We start from the raw sequence: 17,405 nt of genomic DNA on the forward strand, positions 1-17,405 counted from the left end.
ACTTACAGCAAATTATAGTTAACTGCATCCTCGATAAAAAAGGCGAGCAGGTTGTAAATATGGATTTGAGCAATTTAGACGACGCCATAGCCGATAATTTTATTATTTGCACCGCCAACTCAAACACACAAGTGCGCGCCATTGCCGACGAAATTGCCGAAAAAGTAAAACTGCAGACTGGCGAGTCGTCCGTACGAACCGAAGGAACACAAACCGCCGAGTGGATTTTAATTGACTATTTTCAGGTTGTGGTGCACGTTTTTAAACGCGAAATACGCGACCTTTACCGACTTGAAGAACTTTGGGCCGATGCCGCTGTTGCCACCGAATATTTACCCGACGGCTCAACACAGCCCTTTATGATTGTACCGCAGAAATCAAAACCTGTTTTTGCATTTCATTAAATAAAGCATATTAACAAATTTTATCTTCAACACACCCGTATTTGTTTGTTTCTATTTTTTACCACCAACCATTAAACTAACAACATGCTATCTTACGTAGCTTCCTCGTATGAAATCAAATAATCAAAATCAAAATAACCCCCAAAATAACGACGAAAACAACCCAGTTCCCGAAAGTCGTGGGCCGCGTATTAATATTATAGCCATAATTGGTGTGCTTTTTGGCGTATTTATAGCGCAACAATTATTTTTCCCGCTCGAATCATCTAACACAAAAGAAATTTCGGAGCAGGAATTTTTGCGTAAAATTTTGCCCTCACACGACGTAGCTAAAATACAAATCGTAAACAAAGAGCGGGTTGAAGTATTTATAAAAGCCGACTCGCTGGCAAATCCGGAATATCAAGATGTCAGACCCGCTAACGCCACCCGATTTAACGAGAAAAACCCTCAATATTATTTTACCATCGCCTCAGCCGAAAATTTTGATGCCGACCTGCGAGACGCACAGCGCAGTTTTGACCCTAACCAGATAATTAACGCTAAAAATGTTTCGCGCACCAATTGGATGGTTGAAATACTGCAATATCTTTTGCCTATATTTATTGTAGTAGCCATCTGGATTTTTTTGATGCGCCGGATGAGTGGCGGTGTAGGCGGCGCAGGTGGTCAAATTTTTAACTTCGGAAAATCAAAAGCGACCCTTTTTGATGGCGACTCGCGGGTAAATATCACCTTTAACGATGTAGCCGGATTGGACGAAGCCAAAGAAGAAGTACTTGAAGTAGTGGACTTTTTGCGCAACCCTAAGAAATATACTGCCTTAGGAGGTAAAATACCAAAAGGTGTACTGTTGATTGGCCCTCCCGGAACCGGAAAAACCCTATTGGCAAAAGCGGTAGCCGGCGAAGCCAAGGTTCCGTTTTTTAGCATTTCCGGATCGGATTTTGTTGAAATGTTTGTAGGCGTAGGCGCATCAAGGGTGCGCGACCTTTTTAAACAAGCACGCGAAAAAGCACCTTGTATTATTTTTATTGATGAAATTGATGCCATAGGTCGCGCGCGCGGTCGCAACATGATACAAAGTAACGACGAGCGCGAAAACACCCTTAACGCTTTGTTGGTAGAAATGGACGGCTTTGGCAGCGAAAAAGGTGTAATAATAATAGCTGCAACAAACCGCCCCGATGTATTAGACTCGGCATTAATGCGGCCCGGTCGCTTTGACCGCCAAATTAGCGTGGATAAACCCGACCTCGTTGGCCGGGAAGCCATTTTTAAAGTTCACTTGTTGCCAATTATTTTGGCCGATGACGTTGATGTTAAACGTTTAGCAGCACAAACCCCCGGATTTGCCGGAGCCGAGATTGCCAACGTTTGCAACGAAGCCGCTTTAATAGCTGCACGCCGAAACAAATCTGCCGTTGAAATGCAAGATTTCCACGATGCAATTGACCGCGTAATTGGCGGCTTGGAAAAGAAAAACAAAATAATATCGCCCGAAGAAAAAGAAATTATTGCCTACCACGAAGCCGGCCACGCCATTAGCGGCTGGTTTTTAGAACATGCACAACCGCTGCTTAAAGTTAGTATTGTGCCGCGCGGCGTAGCAGCGCTTGGTTATGCCCAGTACTTACCAAAAGAACAATATTTATATACTACCGAACAGTTGATAGATGAAATGTGCATGACCTTGGGCGGTCGGGCTGCCGAAGATATTATTTTTAACCGGATTTCGACAGGGGCGCAAAACGACCTCTCGCGGGTTACAAAATTAGCGTATGCCATGGTTACCACTTTTGGCATGAACAGCAAAGTAGGAAACGTATCTTTTTACGATCCACAACAAGACTATACATTTCAAAAACCATACTCAGAAGAAACCTCGCGCGAAATTGATGAAGAAGTGCGGGGCATCATCAAACGCGCCTACGACCGCACTAAAACCCTGCTCAACGAAAAACGCCACGAGTTAGAAACCATTGCGCAACAATTACTAAAAAAGGAAATATTATTTAAAGATGATTTAGAACGATTAATTGGTCACCGCCCCTTCGAGCGCGAACCCATTTTAGCCCCTGTAAATGTTAACACGTAGGCGATAACTGTTGACTTAAGTTCATTGAACTTTAACAAAGAAATAAACAAAAAGGTTAACTAACCTATATTCAGGCACTGGCAAACGAATTATGTGTTGCCAGTGCTTTTTTGTTTAGTTCTTATATAGAGCCTTCTTTACAACGATTAACTTCTTATCCGGAAAAACCCTTTTACAAACCATAAAACAAAAAAGGCGAGCCGTAGTCTTACGCTCGCCCAAACTGAAAAAATTATGAAAAAGGCTTGATTTTACCTCAATGAAATTAACTCAAAAAACTAAGGTTGCAGTGCCAACTGGTACTGTACATTGTCTAATTGAATATACTCGACCTCCTGTGCACTATTCAGCATAATTAACAATTGCCGGTCTTTTTTGCCCTTGGTTTTACAAGTCATTATTTTTCTAACATTACCGCGCTTTGCATCAACATTATTGCCTATGCGTGTTTTTTTAACGGCTATTTTTTCTTGCTTACCTCCGGTATTTGTAAAAATCACATATTTATCTTTAAATTCAAACTGAATACCTTGCTCCATAGCAATTTTATCGCGCGAGCGGTTGCGCAGGCAATTTAAAATCCGGAATTGTGGCACCATAATTTTGTCGGTTAAATCTTCCCAGCCAACTACTTTATAGGCCGATTTTGGGGTAAAATAGGCTTGTTCTACCGCCATTACATCGGTGCGCTTTACCGGAAACAAAAAAGTATATTCGCCGTAAAACTTCGATTTAAACTCTATTTTTTTAACAAAGCGGTCGTTGGTGGTAAATATGGTAAGCCGCGAAAAAGCGCCGCTTACCTTGTCGCTTAAATGAAACTCGTACCCCTCTAAAGTTGCCGATTTGTGCACAATGCCAATGCCCCTTAGCATTTCCAACTCTTCTATTCCCTTAAAAAATACGTGATTTTGCGAAAAATGAATTTTTAAATCATTGACATCCACAATAATTTCGCCGCCTTCGCCCTCTTTGTATGATTGCGGAATAAACGTAGTTTCGTTAAACTGCAAAACATGGGTAAATTTGCGGTCGTTTTGGTAGGTATAATCGCCTACGTTTGTGCCCTCGGTTTTGCCGGCGGGCATTACCTTTGCCAAACTGTAATTATTGCTAACTAAATGGTGAGGATTTATAGCAGCAAGCGGCTGCCGATTGGCAAGATGTAGCCCTGCCAATAAAGCCAATGTATATATTGAGCTTTTCATGATCAAATTAGTTTAGATTTGCTTTAATTTTTAAGAATTAGTTTTAGCAGTGTAATGCGCTTGTTTACGCTGCTAATTTTAACTCTTGCAAACCTTATGCCAAAATGTAAAAAAGCTCAATCTTGATGAAATGTACTCAAAATTTTGAAAAAACTAATAGGCCCAAAGCTGTTGCAACTCGTCTGCAAAACGTTGGTTGGGCATATACAGGTTTTCAAGGGCTGGGGCAAACGGTATGGGCGTGTCTATGGCGGCACAACGCACAACGGGGGCATCTAAAAATTCAAAGCAATGCTGGTTAATAAGGGCGGCAATTTCGGCGCCTACATTGCCGGTTAGGTTGGCTTCGTGCAGCACAATGGCTTTTCCGGTTTTGCGCACCGAGGCAAATATGGCTTCGGTATCTAAAGGGGCTAACCAGCGAAGGTCAATCACATCGGCGCTTATATTTGGGTGGGCTGCCAAGGTTTTTAAAGCCCAATGCACCCCTAATCCATAAGTAATAATGCTAATGTCATTGCCGGTTTGTGCTACCCTTGCCTTGCCAACTTCAAAAGTAAAATAGTCATCGGCAACCCGGTTCAGACAGGCTTCGATACAAAGCTTTATGCTCAAAGTATAGCACCGGATTAGGGTCGGCCAATGCTGCCAACAACAAACCTTTGGCATCGGTTGGGGTGGCGGGATAGACAATTTTTAAGCCCGGAACCTGAAAAAACCAGCCCTCGTTGCTTTGCGAATGGTAAGGGCCTGCGCCTACAGTGCCGCCGGTAGGCATTCTAATTACTACATCGGCATTTTGCCCCCACCGGTAGTAACTTTTGGCTAAATTATTTACAATTTGATTAAAACCCGAACTCACAAAATCGGCAAATTGCATTTCAACCATGCTTTTAAAGCCTTTAATGCTTAAACCAAGGGCAATACCCAAAATGGCCGACTCGCAAAGCGTGGTGTTGCGCACCCTTTGTTTGCCGTAGCGCTGCACAAAACCATCGGTAATTTTAAACACGCCGCCATATTCGGCAATATCTTGCCCCATTAAAATTAGGTTTGGGTAGTTTTGCATGGCCATATCTAAAGCATTACTGATAGCTTCGACAAAACGGCGTTCGGTGGCGGGTTTTCCTAATAATGCTTCGTTTGTGGTATGGCTGTTTGTATCCGGATATGGGGCAGGGGCGTAAACATCGGCCAACTCGTGTTCAATGGTCGAAGAGACCTCACCCTCGGCATAGCCCGCTTCAACCTCGGAATTGACGTAATTTTTAAGTTCGCTCCGGATAGCTTCGATTAAATCCGGATGTAAAACGCCTTCGTTTAACAAAAACTGCTCAAAATTATTTACCGGATCTTTTTTTGCCCAGGTAGTCATTAATTCTTCCGGAACGTATTTGGTGCCCGATGCTTCTTCGTGGCCACGCATCCGGAAAGTAATACATTCTATCAAAGCGGGGCGTGGATTTTTCCGGCGGTCTTCGGCCAGTTCGCAAATGGTGTCGTAAACCTCTAAAATATTGTTGCCGTCAATTTTGCATCCTTCCATTCCATAGCCTACTGCCCTGTCTATTAAATTTTTGCATACATATTGCTCGTTCGAAGGGGTCGAAAGGCCGTACCCGTTGTTTTCGATAATAAAAATAACGGGCAAATTCCAAACGGCAGCCGTATTTAAGGCTTCGTGAAAATCGCCTTCGCTGGTGCCGCCTTCGCCGGTAAAAGCTACGGCTACGCGGGGCTGGTTTTGCAATTTTTCGCCCAAAGCTATACCGCCGCCTACGGCTAATTGCGGGCCTAAATGCGAAATCATGCCTACAATATGGTAGTCGTTTGTGCCAAAATGAAAAGAGCGGTCGCGGCCTTTGGTAAAGCCGCCATTTTTGCCCTGCCATTGCTTAAACAACCGCGATAACGGAATATTGCGCCCTGTAAATACACCCAAATTGCGGTGCATGGGCAGCACATATTCGTTTGGGTGCAAAGCCTGTGCTACGCCAACAGCTATGGCCTCTTGCCCAATGCCCGAAAACCATTTGCTAATGCGGTTCATGCGCAGCATATTAAGCATTTTTTCTTCGATAAGGCGGGGCAACAAAATTGCGCGATATAATTGCAATAGCAGTTCGTTGCTATGGTGTGCTTTGCGTTTAAAATTTATGGCGGTTTTTGCGATGGCTTTTTTAGTTGGCATTTTTACAAGTTTTAGCCCGCAAAGATACGGTTTTACCGCCTCATTTTTTTATTTAATGGGGCTAGATAATATAATTAACCACCTAGACGCATAGAAGTTGTTTAAGGTTGTTAAAATTTTGAATATAGTCGGTTGCAAACTCAGGGTCGCCGCTTACAATGACAATATTCTCATCGTTTTGCTGTGCCTGATACGTCCAGTTGTACGAGCCGGTAATAACAGTGTGGCTATCTATAATGCAATATTTGTTGTGCATTTTCCGGAAGTCTTCGGGCACCATGAAGACAATCTCCGCATTATTAATTTGCCGCAACTGCTCAAGGTCTATATTAAAGGCATTCTTGTTAATATCGTCTTTAATAAGAAGCAGTTCTACTTTTATGCCTGTTATCGCTTTATTACACAAAAGGTCGTACAAGTTTTGGTCGGTAAGCCATGCCATAGCGATGCGTATATGGGTGCTTGCCTGTTGAATTTCGTTGGCAATGTATTGCTGAATATTGCTAAAAAGGGCGCGAATTTGAGACATACCTAAATTTTAGGCAAAGTTAATATTTTTTAATTAAGATAAAACAAAAGTATATCTTTGCACTTGTTATGTTTTTGCAGCGAAAAACCAGAAAATCGTTGCCGCAATTATCAACGGCATCGCTACCCGACATTATTTTTATTTTGCTGTTCTTTTTTTTAGTAGCCACCAAATTGCGCAAACACCAACCTATGGTGCAGGTGCATCCGGCTACTGAACACAATTTAGAGCGTCTTGATAAAAAATCGTTGGTAAGTTATATCTATATTGGCAACCCAACAGACGAATACGCGCAAAGCCAAGGCAATACCACCAAAATACAGCTAAACGATGTGTTTGCCGATATTAGCGATATACCCGCTTTTATTGCCGGCGAACGCGACAAAATTGACGAAGAAATGCACCCGGCCATGGTTGTTTCGCTGCGCGTAGATGCCAACGTACCAATGGGGGTGGTAAATGCGGTAAAAGCCGAATTGCAAAAAGCCAATGTGCTGCGCATTAATTACTCGGCACGCGAGCCTCAAAAAACAGGCCCTCGAATGAGATAAATTGTAAACCCAAAAGTATTGTTTGTAGGTTTATTTATTTGTTTGGCAAATTTAAAGTTTTTAAATCGCCATTGGGCGTCAGTAATATATAGTTGTTAGATTTTTGTTTTTCGCGGTTTAGCACCATGTCAAGCTCGTAAATTATTTGAATTGAAGGCTCTAAACTTGCCGGATTAATTACAAAATCAAAATCGTGTTCGGGTATTGCTTGGTAGTAAATTGTTGTATTTTTAGCGGCAGTATAAACATAGTTAGGCTTTTTTACTTGTAAAGCATTGCTGCTGTATGCCTCGTAGGTTTGGTATAAATTAAACGGCAGTGTTACGCTAAAAGCATCATTTATTTGCCTTTCAATGTTTGCAAGACTTTCTCCGGTAAGTGCTTCGCAGTGTTTTATTTTGTCTTGAACCGTCAAGACTGCTTTGGATTTTAGGGTTGTTTTTACGGCATCAAGTTGGCTCGAGTAATAATCAACTTTCACCAAGTCGTAAATATTTTTATCGGCCAAAATACTTATAAACTGATTGAGTAAATCGGGATTAGTAAACTTCAAATGAATATTTTTCTTAATTTCAAATCCGGATGGAATTTCGGTATAATTTTTTTTGCTAAATAGTTTTTTCTCAACTTCAAGCTCATACATAGGCACAAACGAAATCATATCAATATAAATTTCAACAGCATCAAGGGATTTAAGGTTTGCAACGGCTTCATTCAAACGTTTATCTATTAGTTCAACAGCCTCTTCGGTGGTTTTAGCTGTTTGGGTTACGGCAAATATGGCAATATAGGCATCGGCTTTTAGGTTGGCCAAACCCCTTACCTGTAAGTGTATATTGGCATTATTAGGTTTTTGAGCATAGTTAGCATCGTAATTGTAGGAAGTGGCGTTTTGGTTTTGCTGGTAGTTTGCATTGCCCGATATTTGGCAAAAAACAGGCTGCGCAACAGCCGCAAGTAAGAAAATTAGCAATAATTGAGTGATTTTTTTCATGAGTGATATATGTTATTTTATTTCATTTTGTAGTATTTGCTATTTTTCCGGATAAAATTACGGTTAAAATCCGGATAAATACCTTTACTTTTGCATATCGAGCAAAACAAGAAGTTTTTTTTCAACTCAATTCTCTTTTTTGTATGTATCCGTTTTATTCTAACGCAAAGTCTTTTTTTCTTAGTATTGTTAGTTGTTTTTTTGTACTTACAATATCAATAACAACGGTTCAAATTTACACGCAAGCGCAGCCCTGCCAATACCTTGCTTATGATGGGTTTCAATACAATAATAATTTACCGTTACATGCATTAAGCCTCGGAACAGGCTGGGACGATACCTGGGTGGTGCAAGGCGAAAACACCAATATCCCGGGCTACCAAACAACAAACAATACTGCCCTAAACTTTGCCGACCTACAAACCGAAGGTATCTACTGTACTGGCGGAAATAGTTATTTAACTGCAGGCCGGCAATTAGACGTTACAGCCGGCGGTGCTTTTGATGCCTACCTAAATGCTAATGGCCGCATTGGTGCAGACGGCACCACCCTGTATTACAGTGTGTTGCTGCGCAAAGAAGCAAACAACAGCGAAAATATTGTTGTCATTTTACACAACGACAATATACCATGGTATGCTAACGGCCCCCGAGTAGGCGTAGGTTATTTTGGCGCTGCAAGTGATGTTGGCGGGCAGCGGCGCTGGAGTTTAAGCATTAATGGAACAGTTTACCCAAGCAGTGTACAGCTAACTGCCGGAAGTACCGCTTTTTTAGTAGTAAGTATAAATTTTGGCGCAACAAATACGGTAAATTTTTACGTCAATCCAAGCAGTATTGGCGGAAGCGCGCCTACGCCAACCCTAACCCAAACAACCAATTCGGCACTTGAGTTTAGAAGCCTTGCCCTTTATTTAGGAGACGATACTAACAACGGCAGCGTTGACGAAATACGTTTTGCCAGCACCTACCAATGTGCTACCCCCGATACCGACACGCCCGTTAATTTGCCGCCCGTTGCCGTTATAACTGCTACCCCCATCACCGGACAAGCCCCTTTAAACGTAAACCTATCGGGTGCCGACTCGTATGACGGTGACGGCAGTATAGTATCTTACCAATGGGATTTTGGCGATGGAACAGGCGGCACAACCGGAGTAACAACAAATCATACCTACCACGCATTAGGGCAAATTCCGGTAAGTTTAACCGTAACCGACAACTATGGCCTACAAAACAGCACCACCGCCTTTATAACTGTTTTAGACCAAAATAATAGTTTTCCATGCTTAAGTTCGTTTACCTTAGTGCGGCAAGCAAGTTGTAACCAAAACAATGGGCGTATTGATGTATATTCACAAATTGTAAGTAGTTTTGAGTTGCGCAATGCCTCAAATACCGTTATGACGGCTACCAACGGTAACGAGTTTCATAATTTAGCGGCAGGTATTTATACCTATACCGCCAGCAGCGCAACAGGCTGCACCGACACATTTAGCCTGTATGTACCCGTTGATAGTACAACTTGCGCGGGCTGGTCGCCAGATTTTTGCAGTATGGATATGGGGGTAGGCCTGTCGGGTATTGCCGATTGGATTACAGAGCGGCCTTTTAAAAACTTAATGAAATCGGCGCGCGAAGATTATGTGCCTTACCACGAAGGTTGCAATTGTTGGAGCAATAATGCCTTAAACGAAATGAGTTTTGATGCCAACGGCTACCCAACCTCGTTGCCCCAAAATACCAGCGCAAGCCCACAAACTTTGTTGCGCATGGTAATTTCAAGCGATGGCGGCTCGTTGCAAAACGGGCAAACCTATGTGCTGCTTTACGATGGCATAGGTACAATAAGTATTCATGGCGATGCATTTGCTACCAGCAATACCGCCGGCCGGATGGAGTTTGATGTAGTCGGCTCTGGCAATATTTGGGTGCATTTAGAGAGTTCACAATCGGGTAATTACCTTCGCAATTTCCGGATGCTGCGCCTTGCCGATGAATTTGCCGACCTAACAAATGCGCCATTTTATCAAACCTTTTTAGACCGTATTGCACCATTTCGCAGCCTGCGTTTTATGGATTGGGGTGCTACCAATAACAGCCCTTTAATAAACTGGGCAAACCGCAAACAAACTACCCACCGAACCTTTAGCGGCGACAGGGGTGTGCCTTACGAAACAATGATACAATTAGCCAATATTACCCAAAAAGATGTTTGGATTTGTGTGCCGCATTTAGCTGACGATGATTTTGTTACCCAAATGGCCACCCTTTTCCGCGACAATTTAAACCCTAATCTAAATATTTACTTAGAGTATAGCAACGAAGTTTGGAACTGGATGTTTGGGCAAGCACAGCATAACAACGACAACCGGCCGCTTAACCTCAATTATGGCCGAGCTATGGCACAAAAGGCCGACCGCGTATTTAAAATTTGGCATAATGTGTTTGGCAACCAAAAAATAAGGGTTAAACGTGTGTTAGGTTTGCAGTTAGGTTTTTCGTACTTAAACGAACAAATTTTATCGCAATTAAAACAAACCGATTGGGATTATGCTTCGCCTACCTGGTATTTTGGGCTTGATCACGGGGCATCCGGAAATCCGGTTTTAAACGCAGGCTCAACCGCAGTAAATGTGCTTACCAATGCCCGCAATGCCTGGATTAATTTCAAACCCACAATCCGGCAAGATTACCGCAATATTAAGCTCTTTGGTAAAGAAATTATTAACTACGAGGGAGGGCAACATTTTGCCGATTTTCAACAGCACCCCTACCTGCAAGCTATGTACGATGCCCAATATCATGCCAATATGTATGCCCTGTACAACGAAGTTTTAGACAGTACTCGTATTTGGGGCAGCAAAATGCCAATGGCTTTTGTGCTCTCGGGCGTGCAAGAAAGTGTTTATGGTTCGTGGGGGCATTTGCCCGATATTGATACGCCCGAGCCATTTTTAACCAACGCGCCTAAATACCAAGCCCTGCTTGATAATACACCCAACCGCCCGCGCCCTATGATTAGCGGCCCCCTAACAACCTGTGGCAACCAGTCTTATACTTACACCACACCGTTTGTTTCAGGAGCAAATTATAATTGGGTAGTAACAGGGGGCACACTCGAAACCGGGCAAGGCACCAACACCGTTACCGTAAAATGGGCAAACGGAACACTCGGCAATATTTCGGTGTACCAGTATTAATTAATTTAAGCGTTGCTTTAGGTGTTTTCTTTCCAAACATGCCCCTCATTGTCTTGTAAAATTTCCTTGCCCCAAATTGGCACTTCTTTTTTAATGCGTTCAACAATTTCGTTGCAGGCATCAATAGCATCGCGGCGATGTTTTGACGAGGTAAATACAAACAGCGATATTTCGCCGGCTAGTACCAAGCCCAAACTATGGTAAATATGCATACAAGTTAAACTATATTTGGCAAAAATTGCCTCCCTAATCTCGTGCAAAATGGCTTCGGCCATTTCGGTGTAGGTGGTATATTCAATAGCGGCTACAATTTGCCCAGTGTTGTGTTGGTCGTTGCGTACCTGACCTAAAAAAATACTGTGTGCGCCAATTTCTAATTTTGTACTGTGTTTGGCTATAGAATCGGCAATAAAATTGGGCGAAATTGCACCTTCAAGAAATACTTTTTTAGGTTTTCTAAGTTTTTCCATCAAATTTATGTTAGAAATTTAAAGTGATTGAATGCCGCCGGCAATATTAAAAACAGATTTGTTGGGGTAGTTTTTCCGGATTTGTTCAGCCGCAACAGCACTTCGTTTACCCGTTTGGCAAAAGCAAAAAATTGAATCATACGGGGTCAAATCCGGATAATAATTTGAAAGCTCGGGCAATGGTATATTTAAGTACGAATATTTTGTAAGTTTGGGCTGTTCATGTTCAAAACGCACATCAATAAATATGGTTTTTCCGGATTTCATTTTCAATTCATTTACAACTGCCTCTACCCCACCCCACGATATTTCGAAGTAATTGTTGTTTTCATTGTCTCTACCGTCGTTTATACTACAAAGGAGTTGCTCGTATTTTCGTTGCTTAAATTCTGCAAAATCAGAAGGCATATTTTCTTCTGCCCGCGGGTTTGGCAGTAATTCAATTTGATAAAAATTAGGTTCTAAAAATGAATAGACCAATAATTTATTTGTTAATGGCGCGCCAATTCCGGTTATAATTTTGATGGCTTCGGCTGCCTGCAAACCACCTACAATGGCGGGTAGCACGCCCAAAACACCTCCTTCGGCACAATTTTGAAACTGGTTAGCCTTGGGTAAATCCGGAAAAAGGTCGCGGTAATTACAGGGCCGATGAGTTGCTCCATCTTGCTTAAAGTAATTAAAAACGGAAACTTGCCCTTCGTATTGGTGGACTGCGCCATAAATTAGCGTTTTTTTCAATAAAAAGCAGGCATCATTGACTAAATATCGGGTTTCAAAATTATCTGAACCATCTAAAATTAAATCGTAATTGTGAAACAGGGAAAGTGCATTTTGATTATCTATACCAAAACAAAGCGGCTCAAAATTTATATCCGGATGCTGTAAAGCTAATTTTTGTGCGGCTATTTGTGCTTTAGGCAAGCCTACATCGGCAAATCCGAACAAAACCTGCCGGTGCAAATTGCTAATTTCTACCACATCGGGGTCGGCAATTGCAATATGGCCAACCCCTGCCGCAGCCAAATACAGCAAGGCAGGGCAGCCCAAACCACCCGCACCAATGACCAAAATTTTAGCCTCGGCCAATTTTTGTTGGGTAGTTTGGCCGAATTTAGGCAAAATGATTTGCCTTTGGTATTTTTCAGGCAGGTGCATTAAAACAAGGGCAGCAAAAATGTTTCTAAAACCAAGGGCGGAAAGTCATGAAACTACCCCCCTGAAAACGGTGGTAGCAGGGCAATTTCGGCGTTGGGGTGCAAAACTGTATTTTGCAAAACTATTTTTTTATCGACTGCAATTTGGTAGGGCAAATCGTTTAAATTAGGATAGTTTTGTTTCAACCACGCTTGCAACTCATCGGTATTGTTTAAGGGCGGTAAGGTGCAAGCAGAGGTTTTAATAATTTCGGCAATTTTTCCAAAGGCCAGCAATTTCATACACCTGCTACAAAGAATAGATTATTTTGTTTCAAAAATTAGCAATGGGCTTCAAATGCCGCAAGCAAACTTTGTGCTATTGCTTGTGCGGATACCCCTTCAATTTGATACCGTTCTACAAAATGAACCAACTGCCCGTTTTTAAACAAGGCCATCGAGGGCGAAGAAGGTGGGTAGGGCAAGGTGTAAGCGCGGGCGCGGGCTACAGCCTCGGGTTCAACACCGGCAAAAACGGTACCTGCATGCGTAGGTTTTTTAGTGGCCTGTTGCATCGCCAATTTTGCAGCTGGCCGGGCGTTTGCTGCCGCACAGCCACAAACCGAATTAATAACTAAAAAATAAGTGCCTTCGGTATTTTTTATAGCCGCATCAACGGCTTCGGGGGTTGTTAAATTCTCAAATCCCGCATTTACCAAATCGGCACGCATGGGGGCGGTAAGTTCATCCGGATAGAAGGAGGTTCTAAGATTTATCATTTCCTTAAAAAATATTATATGACGTGAGAAATTAAATTATAGACATTTTTAGAAACAACAAAATATCACTTTTTGTTTAACAACAAGCGAAATGTTTAAGATTTATTAATTATGCTACGGTTGCACCGTTACTGCTGTCGTTGGGTGGCGCTACAAATAATAGTTTGCCGGTTGCTGGGTCGGCGGCCATTAAAATCATACCTCTACTTTCAATTCCGCGCAAAAGTCGGGGGGCTAAATTGGCCAATACCAACACTTTTTGATTAATAATTTCGTTAGGCTGGTAATGCTCGGCTATTCCCGACACAACGGTACGTTGCTCGTAGCCCAAGTCTATTTGCAATTTTAATAATTTATCGGCTTTTTGAACTTTTTCGGCGGCTAAAATAGTGCCAACCCGGATATCCATTTTGGCAAACTCGTCGTAACTGATTGTTTCTTTTTGAGGCAGATACACAATATCAGGTTTACTTTCCGGAGTTTTATCCGGATTTTGTTGTTTGGCAGCTTGCAATTTTTCGAGTTGTTGGTTTATTTGTTCTTCGGTAATTTTTTGAAACAACAAACCTACCGGCTCAACATGTTGCCCAGTTTCAATGGTGTAGTTTCCTTTAATAATATTTTGAATATCGGCGGGTGTTAATTGCAAAAACTGCCGCAATTTAATAGCAGTAAAAGGCAAATATGGCTGACAATAGGCGGCTAAATAAGCAGTAATACGAAGGCAGAGACGCAAAATTGCGGCTGTTTTATCCGGATTTGTTTTGATTAATTTCCATGGTTCGGTATCGCTAATGAGTTTATTGCCCAAACGCGCTACATTCATTAATTCTGTCAATCCATTTCTAAATTCAAAATTATGAATAGCGGCATCGTATTCGTAAGGGAAAGCTTGTAGTGTATCAAAAACATTGGCAAATTCAATATTTGTCGCTTCAAGGATATGGGCAGGCACGGCAGGCACAGATCCGGCATAATTTTTTTGCATTAAAACGCTCACCCTGTTCACAAAATTGCCAAAAACGGCCAACAATTCGTTGTTATTCCTCGCCTGAAAATCGCGCCAGCTAAAATCGCTGTCTTTATTTTCGGGCATATTAGCGGCAAGTACATAGCGCAGCGCATCCTGATGTTCGGGAAAATCGGCTAAATACTCGTGTACCCAAACGGCATGATTTCTTGAGGTAGAGAATTTTTGGCCTTCGAGGTTTAAAAATTGATTAGCGGGCACATTAGTGGGCAAAACATAGTTTCCGTGCGCTTTTAAAATCATTGGAAAGTTAATACAATGAAAAACAATATTATCTTTTCCAATAAAATGTATTAATTTAGTATCCGGATTTTGCCAATATTCGCGCCATAATTCCGGATTTCCTTTGTCGATAGCCCATTGTTTTGTAGCCGAAATATATCCAATTGGGGCATCTAACCAAACATACAGCACTTTCCCTTGGGCATCGGGTAGTGGAACAGGCACGCCCCAGTCGAGGTCGCGCGTCATGGCGCGGGGCTGCAACCCTTCGTTAAACCAAGCATTACACTGGCCAATAACATGGTTTTTCCAAGGTTCATTTTCTTGGGTATTTTGTAGCCAGTTTTTAATATCGGCTTGCAGTTCGTCCATACGCAAATACCAGTGTTTGGTTGTTTTAAGCACGGGGGGCTGTTTGCTTAAAATTGATATGGGATTAATTAAATCGGTTGGGCTAAGTGCCGAGCCACAATTTTCGCATTGGTCGCCATAGGCGCGGTCGCTGCCACATTTGGGGCAAGTACCTTGAATGTAGCGGTCGGCTAAAAATTGGTTAAACTGTTCGTCGTAATATTGTTCGGAGGTAATTTCGGTAAAAACTCCTTTTTCGTACAGTATTTTAAAAAAATCGGATGCTGTTTGGTGGTGTAGTGCCGATGAAGTTCGGTGGTAAATGTCAAATTCAATACCCAAGTTGGCAAATCCGTTTTTGAGTACTTCGTGGTATTTATTTACAATCTCTTGGGGTGTTTTGCCCTCGCGTTTTGCCTGTATGGTTATCGCCGCACCGTTTTCGTCTGAGCCGCAAACAAACAGCACATCCTCGCCCATTAGCCGCAAATAACGCACATAAATATCGGCGGGCAAGTAAGCGCCTGCAATATGGCCAAGGTGCGCAGGGCCGTTGGCATAAGGCAGGGCTGCGGTAACTAAGTAGCGGTTTGGCGTATTGGACATGTTAGTAATTAAAAAAAGTAAGAGGTGCGGGGCTTGAGTTGCTGTTTATAATTCAAATTTAATACCTTGCGCTAAAGGTAATTGCGAACTGTAGTTAATAGTATTGGTTTGTCGGCGCATATATGCTTTCCATGCATCTGAGCCACTTTCGCGGCCACCACCGGTTTCTTTTTCGCCACCGAAAGCGCCACCTATTTCGGCTCCTGATGTGCCAATATTTACGTTGGCTATACCACAATCAGATCCTTTATGCGACAAAAACTGTTCGGCTTCCATCAAGTTGTTGGTCATAATTGCCGATGATAGCCCTTGTGGCACCTCATTTTGCAGTTGAATTGCTTCTTCAATAGTATTATCATATTTAAGCAAATACAAAATGGGGGCAAAAGTTTCGTGTCGAACTATATCTGTTTGACTATCCATTTCAATGATACAAGGCTTCACATAACAGCCACTTTCGTAGCCGGCACCGCTTAACACACCGCCCTCAACCAATAAACGTCCGCCTTGTTGTTTGGCTGCTTCAATAGCGGCAAGGTAATTTTTTACAGCATCGAGGTCAATCAAGGGGCCAACATGGTTGTTTGCATCTAAAGGGTTACCTATTCGCAATTGGTTGTAGGCTTTTATCAATGCTGTTTTAACTTTTTCGTAAACACTGCCGTGAATAATTAACCGGCGGGTGGTGGTACAACGCTGGCCACAGGTACCTACTGCGCCAAACACCGCGCCAACCAATAATTGCATATTGGCCGATTCAGATATAATAATGGCATTATTGCCGCCCAACTCCAACAAACTCCGGCCTAAACGCCCTGCTACAGTTTGGCCAACTAATTTGCCCATCCGAGTAGATCCGGTAGCCGAAATTAACGGCACACGTTCATCACTTGTTAGCCATTGACCAACCTCATAATTACCCATTATTAAACACGAAACTCCATCGGGAACATCGTTGTTTGCAAATACCTGTGCTGCTAATTTTTGGCAGGCGATAGCAGTTAAGGGCGTTTTTTCTGATGGTTTCCATACACAAACATTGCCACAAACCCATGCAATAGCTGCATTCCACGACCAAACTGCCACCGGAAAATTAAATGCCGATATAATGCCAATGATGCCCAAAGGATGCCATTGTTCGTACATGCGGTGCATGGGTCGCTCGCTGTGCATCGTTAGGCCATATAATTGCCGCGACAAACCGACTGCAAAATCACATATATCAATCATTTCTTGTACTTCGCCCAAGCCTTCTTGCAAACTTTTACCCATTTCGTAGCTAACCAAATGGCCAAGCGCATTTTTATGTTCGCGCAATAGGTTGCCATATTGCCGAACCACTTCGCCGCGGCGGGGGGCTGGCCATGTTCGCCAAGCGGCGTAAGCTTGTTGGGCAGTTTGTATTACCTGCCCGTAGTTTTGCGCAGTGCTAACCTCGGCATTGGCAATAAGCTGGCCATTAACAGGCGAGTGCGAAGCTAAATAATTGCCTGAACCAGTTAGCCATTGGCTTCCGGTTGAAGTGCCATAATTATTGGCATCTAAATTAAGTTCGTGTAAAAATTCTTGTATATTCATGACATATTTCCGTAAAATTTATCCGGATAAACAAACCCGATAAATAAAAATAACT

At 42.5% G+C, this 17,405-nt stretch carries 13 protein-coding genes and 1 pseudogene; 4 read left to right on the forward strand and 10 right to left on the reverse strand.

Features of this window, described 5'->3' with window-relative positions; all coding sequences use genetic code 11:
- Positions 1-11 precede the first annotated feature (11 nt).
- Complete coding sequence (rsfS, locus tag IPI59_12875; GenBank protein MBK7528416.1) at positions 12-404, forward strand: ribosome silencing factor; 393 nt, start codon at positions 12-14, stop codon at positions 402-404.
- Between the two features lie 109 nt (positions 405-513).
- Positions 514-2,502, forward strand: coding sequence for an ATP-dependent zinc metalloprotease FtsH (gene ftsH, locus IPI59_12880; GenBank protein MBK7528417.1), 1,989 nt, complete (start codon positions 514-516; stop codon positions 2,500-2,502).
- Between the two features lie 278 nt (positions 2,503-2,780).
- Here ftsH and IPI59_12885 read toward each other — a convergent pair whose 3' ends face one another.
- The 3 genes and pseudogenes from IPI59_12885 to IPI59_12895 form a co-directional block, all read right to left on the reverse strand.
- Positions 2,781-3,710: a hypothetical protein gene (locus tag IPI59_12885; GenBank protein MBK7528418.1), complete on the reverse strand. Its 930-nt coding sequence runs from the start codon at positions 3,708-3,710 to the stop codon at positions 2,781-2,783.
- A gap of 153 nt (positions 3,711-3,863) precedes the next feature.
- Positions 3,864-5,901 (reverse strand): annotated as a pseudogene (locus IPI59_12890) (dehydrogenase).
- An 82-nt stretch (positions 5,902-5,983) separates the two neighbouring features.
- Positions 5,984-6,430: a DUF1669 domain-containing protein gene (locus IPI59_12895; GenBank protein MBK7528419.1), complete on the reverse strand. Its 447-nt coding sequence runs from the start codon at positions 6,428-6,430 to the stop codon at positions 5,984-5,986.
- Between the two features lie 68 nt (positions 6,431-6,498).
- Between IPI59_12895 and IPI59_12900 the strand changes: the two genes are divergently transcribed.
- A complete protein-coding gene (locus IPI59_12900; protein MBK7528420.1) occupies positions 6,499-6,981 on the forward strand; it encodes a biopolymer transporter ExbD in 483 nt (160 codons plus the stop codon).
- A 34-nt stretch (positions 6,982-7,015) separates the two neighbouring features.
- Here the strand turns inward: IPI59_12900 and IPI59_12905 are convergent, their stop codons facing one another.
- Positions 7,016-7,975 carry an SIMPL domain-containing protein gene (locus tag IPI59_12905; protein MBK7528421.1) on the reverse strand — a complete coding sequence of 320 codons (960 nt, stop codon included), beginning with the start codon at positions 7,973-7,975 and terminating at the stop codon, positions 7,016-7,018.
- A 143-nt stretch (positions 7,976-8,118) separates the two neighbouring features.
- Here IPI59_12905 and IPI59_12910 point away from each other — a divergent pair, with 143 nt between their 5' ends.
- A complete protein-coding gene (locus tag IPI59_12910; GenBank protein ID MBK7528422.1) occupies positions 8,119-11,178 on the forward strand; it encodes a PKD domain-containing protein in 3,060 nt (1,019 codons plus the stop codon).
- Between the two features lie 17 nt (positions 11,179-11,195).
- Here the strand turns inward: IPI59_12910 and IPI59_12915 are convergent, their stop codons facing one another.
- The 6 genes from IPI59_12915 to IPI59_12940 form a co-directional block, all read right to left on the reverse strand.
- Positions 11,196-11,648, reverse strand: coding sequence for a molybdenum cofactor biosynthesis protein MoaE (locus IPI59_12915; protein ID MBK7528423.1), 453 nt, complete (start codon positions 11,646-11,648; stop codon positions 11,196-11,198).
- Positions 11,649-11,666: 18 nt separating this feature from the next.
- The gene (locus IPI59_12920) at positions 11,667-12,806 is read right to left on the reverse strand and encodes a HesA/MoeB/ThiF family protein (GenBank protein ID MBK7528424.1); all 1,140 of its coding nucleotides are present in this window, start codon (positions 12,804-12,806) and stop codon (positions 11,667-11,669) included.
- A 53-nt stretch (positions 12,807-12,859) separates the two neighbouring features.
- Positions 12,860-13,087 (reverse strand): MoaD/ThiS family protein, encoded by a 228-nt coding sequence (locus IPI59_12925; GenBank protein ID MBK7528425.1) that lies wholly within the window; start codon positions 13,085-13,087, stop codon positions 12,860-12,862.
- Between the two features lie 38 nt (positions 13,088-13,125).
- Complete coding sequence (locus IPI59_12930; protein ID MBK7528426.1) at positions 13,126-13,563, reverse strand: BrxA/BrxB family bacilliredoxin; 438 nt, start codon at positions 13,561-13,563, stop codon at positions 13,126-13,128.
- A gap of 109 nt (positions 13,564-13,672) precedes the next feature.
- The gene (metG, locus tag IPI59_12935; GenBank protein MBK7528427.1) at positions 13,673-15,772 is read right to left on the reverse strand and encodes a methionine--tRNA ligase; all 2,100 of its coding nucleotides are present in this window, start codon (positions 15,770-15,772) and stop codon (positions 13,673-13,675) included.
- A gap of 45 nt (positions 15,773-15,817) precedes the next feature.
- A complete protein-coding gene (locus IPI59_12940; GenBank protein ID MBK7528428.1) occupies positions 15,818-17,350 on the reverse strand; it encodes an aldehyde dehydrogenase family protein in 1,533 nt (510 codons plus the stop codon).
- Positions 17,351-17,405: the final 55 nt, after the last annotated feature.

This window comes from Sphingobacteriales bacterium (assembly GCA_016706405.1).
Taxonomy (GTDB): domain Bacteria; phylum Bacteroidota; class Bacteroidia; order Chitinophagales; family UBA2359; genus BJ6.

What these genes read in the sequence shown, in the direction of transcription:
- IPI59_12920 (MBK7528424.1), bottom strand. Translation starts at nt 12,806, where the DNA reads ATGCACCTGCCTGAAAAATACCAAAGGCAAATCATTTTGCCTAAATTC.
- IPI59_12930 (MBK7528426.1), bottom strand. Translation starts at nt 13,563, where the DNA reads ATGATAAATCTTAGAACCTCCTTCTATCCGGATGAACTTACCGCCCCC.
- IPI59_12885 (MBK7528418.1), bottom strand. Translation starts at nt 3,710, where the DNA reads ATGAAAAGCTCAATATATACATTGGCTTTATTGGCAGGGCTACATCTT.
- ftsH (MBK7528417.1), top strand. Translation starts at nt 514, where the DNA reads ATGAAATCAAATAATCAAAATCAAAATAACCCCCAAAATAACGACGAA.
- IPI59_12910 (MBK7528422.1), top strand. Translation starts at nt 8,119, where the DNA reads ATGTATCCGTTTTATTCTAACGCAAAGTCTTTTTTTCTTAGTATTGTT.
- IPI59_12905 (MBK7528421.1), bottom strand. Translation starts at nt 7,975, where the DNA reads ATGAAAAAAATCACTCAATTATTGCTAATTTTCTTACTTGCGGCTGTT.
- IPI59_12925 (MBK7528425.1), bottom strand. Translation starts at nt 13,087, where the DNA reads ATGAAATTGCTGGCCTTTGGAAAAATTGCCGAAATTATTAAAACCTCT.
- IPI59_12895 (MBK7528419.1), bottom strand. Translation starts at nt 6,430, where the DNA reads ATGTCTCAAATTCGCGCCCTTTTTAGCAATATTCAGCAATACATTGCC.
- metG (MBK7528427.1), bottom strand. Translation starts at nt 15,772, where the DNA reads ATGTCCAATACGCCAAACCGCTACTTAGTTACCGCAGCCCTGCCTTAT.
- IPI59_12915 (MBK7528423.1), bottom strand. Translation starts at nt 11,648, where the DNA reads ATGGAAAAACTTAGAAAACCTAAAAAAGTATTTCTTGAAGGTGCAATT.
- IPI59_12940 (MBK7528428.1), bottom strand. Translation starts at nt 17,350, where the DNA reads ATGAATATACAAGAATTTTTACACGAACTTAATTTAGATGCCAATAAT.
- IPI59_12900 (MBK7528420.1), top strand. Translation starts at nt 6,499, where the DNA reads ATGTTTTTGCAGCGAAAAACCAGAAAATCGTTGCCGCAATTATCAACG.